The 7,902-nt window shown below is 41.6% G+C and carries 7 protein-coding genes and 1 pseudogene; 4 read left to right on the plus strand and 4 right to left on the minus strand.

Translation table 11 applies throughout. The features are described 5' to 3' along the window. Nucleotides 1-31 precede the first annotated feature (31 nt). Together DEAC_RS19905 and DEAC_RS19910 are read right to left on the minus strand one after the other, a co-directional pair. Nucleotides 32-898: a 3-hydroxyacyl-CoA dehydrogenase family protein gene (locus DEAC_RS19905; protein WP_047811834.1), complete on the minus strand. Its 867-nt coding sequence runs from the start codon at nt 896-898 to the stop codon at nt 32-34. A 35-nt stretch (nt 899-933) separates the two neighbouring features. Continuing rightward, on the minus strand, nt 934-1,713 hold the full coding sequence (locus DEAC_RS19910) for an enoyl-CoA hydratase/isomerase family protein (protein WP_047811835.1): 780 nt from the start codon (nt 1,711-1,713) through the stop codon (nt 934-936). A gap of 937 nt (nt 1,714-2,650) precedes the next feature. On the opposite strand from DEAC_RS19910, the gene DEAC_RS19915 reads away from it, so the two are divergent. Further along, nucleotides 2,651-3,247: an alpha/beta fold hydrolase gene (locus tag DEAC_RS19915; RefSeq protein WP_047811836.1), complete on the plus strand. Its 597-nt coding sequence runs from the start codon at nt 2,651-2,653 to the stop codon at nt 3,245-3,247. 76 nt (nt 3,248-3,323) lie between these two features. On the opposite strand, the gene DEAC_RS19920 is transcribed toward DEAC_RS19915, so the two are convergent. After that, nucleotides 3,324-3,872: a cache domain-containing protein gene (locus DEAC_RS19920; protein ID WP_047811837.1), complete on the minus strand. Its 549-nt coding sequence runs from the start codon at nt 3,870-3,872 to the stop codon at nt 3,324-3,326. 148 nt (nt 3,873-4,020) lie between these two features. Here DEAC_RS19920 and DEAC_RS19925 point away from each other — a divergent pair, with 148 nt between their 5' ends. The 3 genes and pseudogenes from DEAC_RS19925 to DEAC_RS19935 all read left to right on the plus strand — a co-directional run. After that, on the plus strand, nt 4,021-4,698 hold the full coding sequence (locus DEAC_RS19925; protein WP_047811838.1) for a response regulator transcription factor: 678 nt from the start codon (nt 4,021-4,023) through the stop codon (nt 4,696-4,698). Continuing rightward, the gene (locus DEAC_RS19930) at nt 4,688-5,914 is read left to right on the plus strand and encodes a sensor histidine kinase (RefSeq protein WP_047811839.1); all 1,227 of its coding nucleotides are present in this window, start codon (nt 4,688-4,690) and stop codon (nt 5,912-5,914) included. Before DEAC_RS19925 ends, DEAC_RS19930 begins: the two co-directional genes overlap by 11 nt. Nucleotides 5,915-6,103: 189 nt before the next feature. Then, nucleotides 6,104-6,382, plus strand: a pseudogene (locus DEAC_RS19935) (helix-turn-helix domain-containing protein); the annotation flags it as partial. A 67-nt stretch (nt 6,383-6,449) separates the two neighbouring features. Here the strand turns inward: DEAC_RS19935 and DEAC_RS19940 are convergent. Continuing rightward, nucleotides 6,450-7,808: an IS1182 family transposase gene (locus tag DEAC_RS19940; protein ID WP_047811840.1), complete on the minus strand. Its 1,359-nt coding sequence runs from the start codon at nt 7,806-7,808 to the stop codon at nt 6,450-6,452. Nucleotides 7,809-7,902 lie beyond the last annotated feature (94 nt).

Here is a 7,902-nt window from a genome sequence, read left to right on the forward strand (position 1 = left end):
TTTTACCGAGAAGAAGGCCAGCGCTTACTTTTCAGGAATACTCATAAAACCCTTTACCCGTTTTGCGGCCCCATTCTTTCTTGATATACTTTTCTACAATGATAGGGGAAGGACGATCGGCCGGATCACCAGTTGCTTGAAAACGCTCCATACTAATATAATAGCTCAAATCAATTCCAGTTAGATCCATTAAACGGAAAGGCCCCAGAGGATGACCCAAGGCATTCGTCACTGCAAGGTCAATCTCTTGGGGAGTGGCGATTCCCATGTCAGCGAGGAATATCGCCTCTTGCGCTAAAGCCGATAATATCCGATTGACCAGAAAACCATAAATTTCTTTCTTAAGCCAAACACCAATCTTGCCTAGTTTAGCAGTTAAGTCCATGGTGATTTGAGCAGTTTCGGCAGAAGTATGAGGTCCTTGAACAACCTCCACGAGTTTCATAACTAAAGCCGGATTGAAGAAATGCATGTTGCAAACTTTATCGGGACGCTCCGTGGCATCAGCAATCTTTGAACTGACAATATAGGAACTATTCGTGGCAAGAATCGCCTGCGGCGGAGCAATTCGATCTAAATCAGTAAAGAGTTTCCGCTTGATATCCATTTTTTCCACAGCTGCCTCAATAACATAATCAGCCTTTCCGGCAGCTTCTTCTAAACTCGCAGTAAACTTCAGCTTCGCCAAAGCATTGTCTGCCTGCTCCTGCGTTAATTTCCCTTTACTCACCCGTTCTGGCAAATAGGATTTGGCAAAGACCTCTGCTTTGTCCAACATATCTTGACTTATATCCGTGCAGGCAACGTTATAACCGGCTAAAGCACAGCACAGGGCAATCTGATGGCCCATGTTGCCTGCTCCAACTACACAGATCGTTTTAATGTCTTCTAATTTCAATTAGATCATCTCCTCATCAAAACTGGATAAACTTATTATTTCCCTTGAAAGTTTGGTTTTCGTTTTTCGACAAAAGCCTTCATACCCTCTTTTTGGTCCTCAGTAGCAAACAATAAACTAAAGCATTTATGTTCATACTCTAAACCCATTTCTAAGTCCATGCGCTGTCCTTCATTAATACACGCTTTCGCCAGACTTAAGGCCACAGATCCTCTGGAAACAAATTTCTTAGCCATTTTCTTGGCTTCTGCCAAAACCTGATCTGCGGGGACCACTTTATTCACAAGGCCAACCCTTAAAGCCTCCTCCGCGTTAATTAGATCCCCGGTAAAGATTAATTCTTTCGCCTTACCGGCTCCGATTAAGCGCGGGAGACGCTGAGTCCCTCCTCCGCCGGGTAAAATCCCCAACTTAATCTCCGGCAGACCAAATTGAGCGTTATCAGCGGCAACACGAACATCAGCTGCCAAGGTCAATTCACACCCGCCGCCAAGAGCATAACCATTAATAGCTGCAATGACCGGCTTAGGCATGTTCTCCAGCCGCTCAAAGGCTATCTTTGATGGCCTGAGACCTATAGCAACATCAACAGCACCAAGTAAGGCCATCTGCTTAATATCTGCCCCGGCCGCAAATACTTTGTCACCGCCGGTAATGATGACTGCTCGAACTGAATCATCAACAGCCAAATTTTCGGCTGCCTCGGCCAACTCAGTAAAAACCTGACTGTTTAAAGCATTCAGCACATCCCGGCGATTTAAAGTGATGGTTGCAATCCCTTCTTCGATTTCCACGAGAATTGTTTCGAACGCCAATTCCACTACCTCCTAAATTGTTTTAGATTAAGCTCTGTCAGCTGCTCCCCCCTCTTTACTAACTAAAAAATCTGTTCAGTCATTTCCATTACAAAAACCATGCCAACTCACAATTAATCGTTAAAAATACTTTCTTGAAACCTAATAATCTACTAAATTTAGCAAACCGCTTACTCTGATATAACAGTTCCTTAGTTATTGATTTTGAGTTTTGAGCCACTGGTTTAAGAATCTCTGTATGTAAATAAAACTAAATGCGGCTTAAATATTCAATTTAAGTTTCAAAAGTAAACTATTCCTGTCTGACCTGTTTGGTTAGAAATCAAAAACCTCTCCAGCCCATTTTTAAATGTGATTTTTGGCCAAAAGGTACGCTGAAATCTATCTAATCGTTTCTTGTCATATAATCGATAAATAATACAATGCCAGCAGCTATTAACATAAATGTTAATTCCCAGATCATTGGGATCCCTCTTTTCAGGTTTTATTTTTACCACCTAATAAAGAGAACCTGACTTGTGAATTTATACTGTATTCTATGATTCGTATTGCACTTTTGCGATGGCTTAAACCCTTAGCTTAATCCAGGGAAAAAAATAATCGCCTAACCGGCGATTTGAAGTATGTTTAATCCATAAAACATAAATATTAAGACTATTACTATAGGCTCTTTTATCCAGTTTTTAAGACCCCACTTCTGTAAGTGGGGGTGGGTCCCTCGTTAACTTCAGGTGGGGTAGAGTCCTCCTTCGCCGCTAAGTATTCCATTGGGAAAGGTGGCTCGGCAATAATGTCCACTGGACATTATTGTATCTGAAGCCCCGATGTTCAGCTTTAGCGTAAGCGAGTTCACTTACTTAGAGGAGATTTTGTTGAATTGTAGAACTATTTTTAGGACCAAACTTAAGCATTATAATTTAGAAAAGAGGTTATTCTCATGACTATTCCTGTCGACAAGTTTGTCAATTTCCAAGGCAGCATGATTCATTATCTAATTTGCGGTGCTGAAAATCCCGGCGGCTGGGTTATCTTGCTCCATGGCAAGCGGTTTTCCGCCAAAGACTGGCAGGAATCCAGTCTACTTGATCAACTTGAAAAAGAAAATCACAAGGTCCTTGCCTTGGATCTTCCAGGTTATGGTTTATCAGAGAAACTTTCGACGGAAAAGAACTTTGAGGATTTTATTTTTGAGTTTTCAAAGCAGCTTACCCTACCGGCCTTTCATCTGATTGGACCCTCCTTCAGCGGAGAAATCTCTTTAAAGTTTGCTATTAAGTACCCAGAGCTGCTTTTATCCTTGACCTTAATTGATAGTATTAACGTGGACCAATATGAAAAACAATTAAATGAAATAGCAGCCAAGACCCTTATTGTTTGGGGAAAAGAAGATCAAATTGCGCCTTATAACTATGCCTTACTTCTCAAAGACAAGATTCCTAACAGTCAATTATTAACCTTTGATCATCTCGGTCATACTTGTTATTTCGACGATATGGCAACATTCTCTCAAAATATTTTGCTATTTCTGCGTTAAGGTCCTTTAACGTTAAAACCTCTCCGCTGCCCAAAGAGCTGAGAGGTTTTTAATTGTATATAATTTATACAAACTTCTATTGGTGTGGGACTGATACCGTCAACACGGCCACCGTTTTACCTCCGGCTTGAAAAGGAATATAAACTTTAAGATAACCGCTGCTCAAGGAACTTGTTGCCTTACCGCTTTTCAGAACCTCCCCAACCTTTTCAGGTGTCGGAAAACCTTTCAAGACGCGTTCCGAACCCTTTTTAACGCTGGAGGAAATTCTCTCTTCACCAACAAAAATTGAGACGCCCATGGTTCCTTGAAACAGAGTTTCTATACCATCCACTAGTTTATAGTGACCGTTCTCAATGTAATTCCCCTTACTTAAAGCAGTTCCAACAACGTTCCAATTGCCGGGGTAGTTTTTAGTCAACCAATCATTTATTTTAGATTCTACAGCTTGTTGACTTCCCTTATCTCCGACCGTATCAGAGTCTTCCGCCGGATGCCCTTCCATAGGTTGTGCACTTGTTGGCAGAGGAGTTGATGTTGAGAGTTGCTGATTCTTGGCGCAGCCCGTTAGAGAGATCATTACGAACACAATCGCGGCGCTGATCAGCCATTTCTTTAATTGCATAGTTGCCTCCTTAAATATGACATTGAGTCCTAACTCTAACCTATCCTATACTTTATCCAAAACGAGTTGTATAATATGCGGGCTAACCCAGAAAAACTAAGGAAATTTAAAGGTAATTCCTTTAAACTAAAACAAGGTGGTGAAAATCTTGAGATTACTATTAGTTGAAGACGAGCCAAGGCTCTCGGAGGCTTTAGCCTACATTCTTAAAAAGAATAAGTATGGAGTAGACACCGCCTATGACGGGGAAACCGGGCAAACTATGGCTGAAACAGGAGTTTACGATTTAATTATCCTTGACCGAATGCTGCCCCGCAAAGAAGGGGTTGCTGTCTTAAAATCTCTGCGTCATCAAGGCATCCATACTCCTGTTCTGCTATTAACGGCTAAAGATTCTATTCAAGATAGAATTGAGGGACTGGACGCAGGTGCGGATGATTACCTTATCAAGCCTTTTTCAACAGACGAACTTTTGGCGCGAATAAGAGCCTTAGGGAGAAGGCCAGGTCAAATTCAAGGTGAAACACTAGTTTTGGGTGGTTTTACCTTTCGTCCGCTTCATTGTGAATTAATGAAAGATAACCAGACGATCAAGCTAACGTTGAAAGAATCCTTGCTTTTAGAGCTCTTTATGCGTAACCCCGGACAAGTCATAACAAAAGAACAGATACTTGACCGCGTGTGGGGACTTGATTCGGATGTTGAAGCCAATAACGTAGAAATTTACGTCCATTACCTGCGCAAAAAGTTAAATTCGCCAAACTTAAAAATCGATACAGTACGAGGGATTGGCTACTGTTTGAAGGAGGGTCCCGATGTTTCGTGAATTGAGGCTTAAATTAACACTCATTAATGTTGGTGTCATGGCTTTTCTCTTGCTAATCTTTATCATTGGTACGTTTTTTGTCATGAGGATTCAAGTTATTAACCAATCCCAGCAATTAATGCAGATTATTGCCGGCAAAGCCGGTTCAGGCACCATCGTCAATCCACGAGAGCACGACAAGCACCTCGCTAAATACTTTTATATTAAAACCGATAATTCCGGCAAAGTCACTTATACTTCTTCTGGCCTCCCCATGCCTCTCGCACAATTAACCCCCTTACTCGATAAGGCATTTCACAAGTCTAATTCCCGAGGTGACGTAGAAGTCAATGATGAAACATACACCTATTTGAAAATGCCCCTCAACCAAGGTCCAGGCTATGTAATTACCTTTGTTGATCTTGAACGAGATAAAGATATTCTTCAAGAACTTCTGCTGACTCTTTCAATAGGCGGACTTGTTTGTCTGGGGCTGGCATACTACGGCAGCAGATTTATGGCTGATCGAGCGATGGCACCCATAAAAAGTTCCTTGCAGCGCCAACAGGAGTTTGTTGCTGATGCCTCTCACGAGCTGAGAACCCCTCTGAGCGTCGTTCAGGTTAATTTAGATATTGTCAAGGGAAATCCCGAGGAAACCGTGGCCAGCCAGTCAAAGTGGTTAGACTACAGCCTGATTGAAATACGTCGCATGTCCAAATTAGTTGACGATCTGCTCTTTCTTGCACGGGCAGATTCCCAGCAGCAAACCTTAAACCCGCAAATGTTCTCTCTCAAAGCAGCTCTGAATGAAGTGTTCGAATCCTTTAGACCGCTGGCTGAAACGAACGGCATTTCTTTAGAAGCTTCGCTGAATACTGCCGCAGATTATTATGGCGATGAAAACAGAATTAAACAACTGATTGTTATTCTCTTGGATAATGCCCTTAAATACACTCACCCCGGAGGACAGGTTACCCTAAGTCTGCAAAATTGGGGTACCCATGCCGAAATTACAGTGTCCGATACTGGAGAAGGAATTGCCCAAGAACATTTGACAAAAATTTTTGAACGTTTTTATCGCGCCGATCCTGCCCGCTCCCAGCAAAGAGAAGGTACCGGACTAGGTCTGGCTATTGCTGACTGGATTATTAAATGTCACCATGGCCGAATTAAGGTAACCAGCTCCCCCGGAAAAGGAACCGCCTTTGTAATTAACCTTCCCTACCAATCTTAGAAAACTTAAACGTAGTACTCTTATGATAATCTTTTATCATCCTTAAAGAAATTAACAACTCGATAGGGTAATTTTTTGAATTTACGATATGCTATAATAAATTTACAATCCGGATAGAACGTTATGCTTAATTCAATTTTAGTTAATACGTAACAGAGAACATTTGAGGAGAGATAGGTGCAGTTTATAATGCCAAACGATGTTTCTTACACTCCCGAAGAAGTTGCTAAAATCCTTAAGATTTCTAAATTTACTGTTTATGAAATCATAAAACGGGGCGAGCTTAAGGCTTACCATATTGGGCGTAAAGTCCGAGTAGAAGGCGCAGACATCGAAAGTTATAAACAAAAACTGAAAGGGGTGTCTGCACAGCTGCCAGATGTGCAGCAACAGGATTCCTCAGCAGAAGCCTTAGTTATCTGCGGCCAAGATATCGTCTTAGATATTTTAACTCGTTATTTGAGTCAATTTCATAATGTTTATTTGTATAAGCTCAGGCCTTCAGAATTTCTTCTTTTAACATTTTTTTAAAGATTTATGCAGCTACACGTTTAGACTTGTTCAATCGGTCTACGGCTAATTTGCAGAGAGTGTATGTCAGGATAGAAAAGTCGAAATCGACTTTGGCTAAGTTTCCTCGATGGCGAATGTTGTTTAACTGAAAGTACTCTTTGAGATAAGCATTAACACGTTCTACGGCTGTTCTTTGTTTATAAAGTTCAAAGTAGCTCTCACTTCCTCTGGCCGGAACGGTGTATTTTCTGGGGTCTGATGAAACCTTAACCTTGAATACTTTTTGACACTGGTTGCTTTCTTTCAGAGGGCACTCTTTGCACTCCTTGGGTTGAGTATATTTCAACGTGTCGTATTGGGAATCATAGCTATCATATCGGTAAGAATGACCCTGTTGACACTTGGGGCGAAAGTATTTGTCCTTGTCTTCTGGTAGTTCTTCATTTCGTGAATTGTAATCAATTAGGGCCTTTGATCCTATGGCCTTTGCTTGTTGGTAAATTGGGCTGTAATCGTAACCAGCATCCAAAAGCGAATAGGAAGGTTTCAGCTGGGGATGAAGTTCATGGAGAGCCTTGAGTAGAGGAATCGCCATTTTGCCATCATTGACATTTCCCGAGGAAAGCAAGGATTTTAAAATATATTGGCTTTTACACTCTACGAGAAGATGACCCTTGAAGCCGAACCAAAAGACGTTTTTACCCTCAGAGTTTTTCTTAATTCCCCAGTGAGGCATCTGCGGGATTTGCTGTTCGATCGCCTTAAAATCAAGAGGAAGTTGTGCTTCAATTTTCTTCTCAAAGAGGGGTCGATTCTCTTCCAGTTCCTGTTGCTCTTTGAGCCATTTCTCCCGTTCCGCTTTCGGTTTTCGTCCGCGTTTTTTGGGGGTTTGCTCGACTGGGGCCTCTTCTTCTTTCTTTTTCTCAGGTTTACGATCTCTCGCTTCAATATGAGTAGCATCGATGGCGATAACATCCCCATCGATGAAGCCTTCTTGAAACGCCTGAGAGACTAGTTCATTTTGAATGTTTCCTAAAGCAGAAGAGACATGGATTTTTTGAATCATCCGAGTATAAGAGGACTCACTAGGGACTGAATCTGCCATCGTAAAACCGCAGTTGAAACGGAATTCCAAGCTATTTTTTAATCGTTTTCGTAAGTCTTTAATCGTAGGAATTCGTTCGATGACTCGAATGAATAAGGAGTAGATCATGGCAGAATAGTTAAGTCTTGTTGGAGCTCCGAGTATTGCTCTTTTGGAAACAACTCTCAACAACGAGGTGATGTCAAGTGTATCGAAAATGAGGGGATATGATTTTTTGGGAGACATTTCTAAAATTTCCTCCAAGGAAAATAGCCTTTCTTGGCGAATACTAAACATTGGGAGTACTCCTATCTACCTCTCGGTGTTGGTTTGGTCGCTTACACTTTTTCGAGGTTTTGGGGAGGTACTCCTCTTTTTGTCCTTAAAAAGA

It is taken from the genome of Desulfosporosinus acididurans (assembly GCF_001029285.1).
Classification (GTDB): Bacteria; Bacillota; Desulfitobacteriia; order Desulfitobacteriales; family Desulfitobacteriaceae; genus Desulfosporosinus; species Desulfosporosinus acididurans.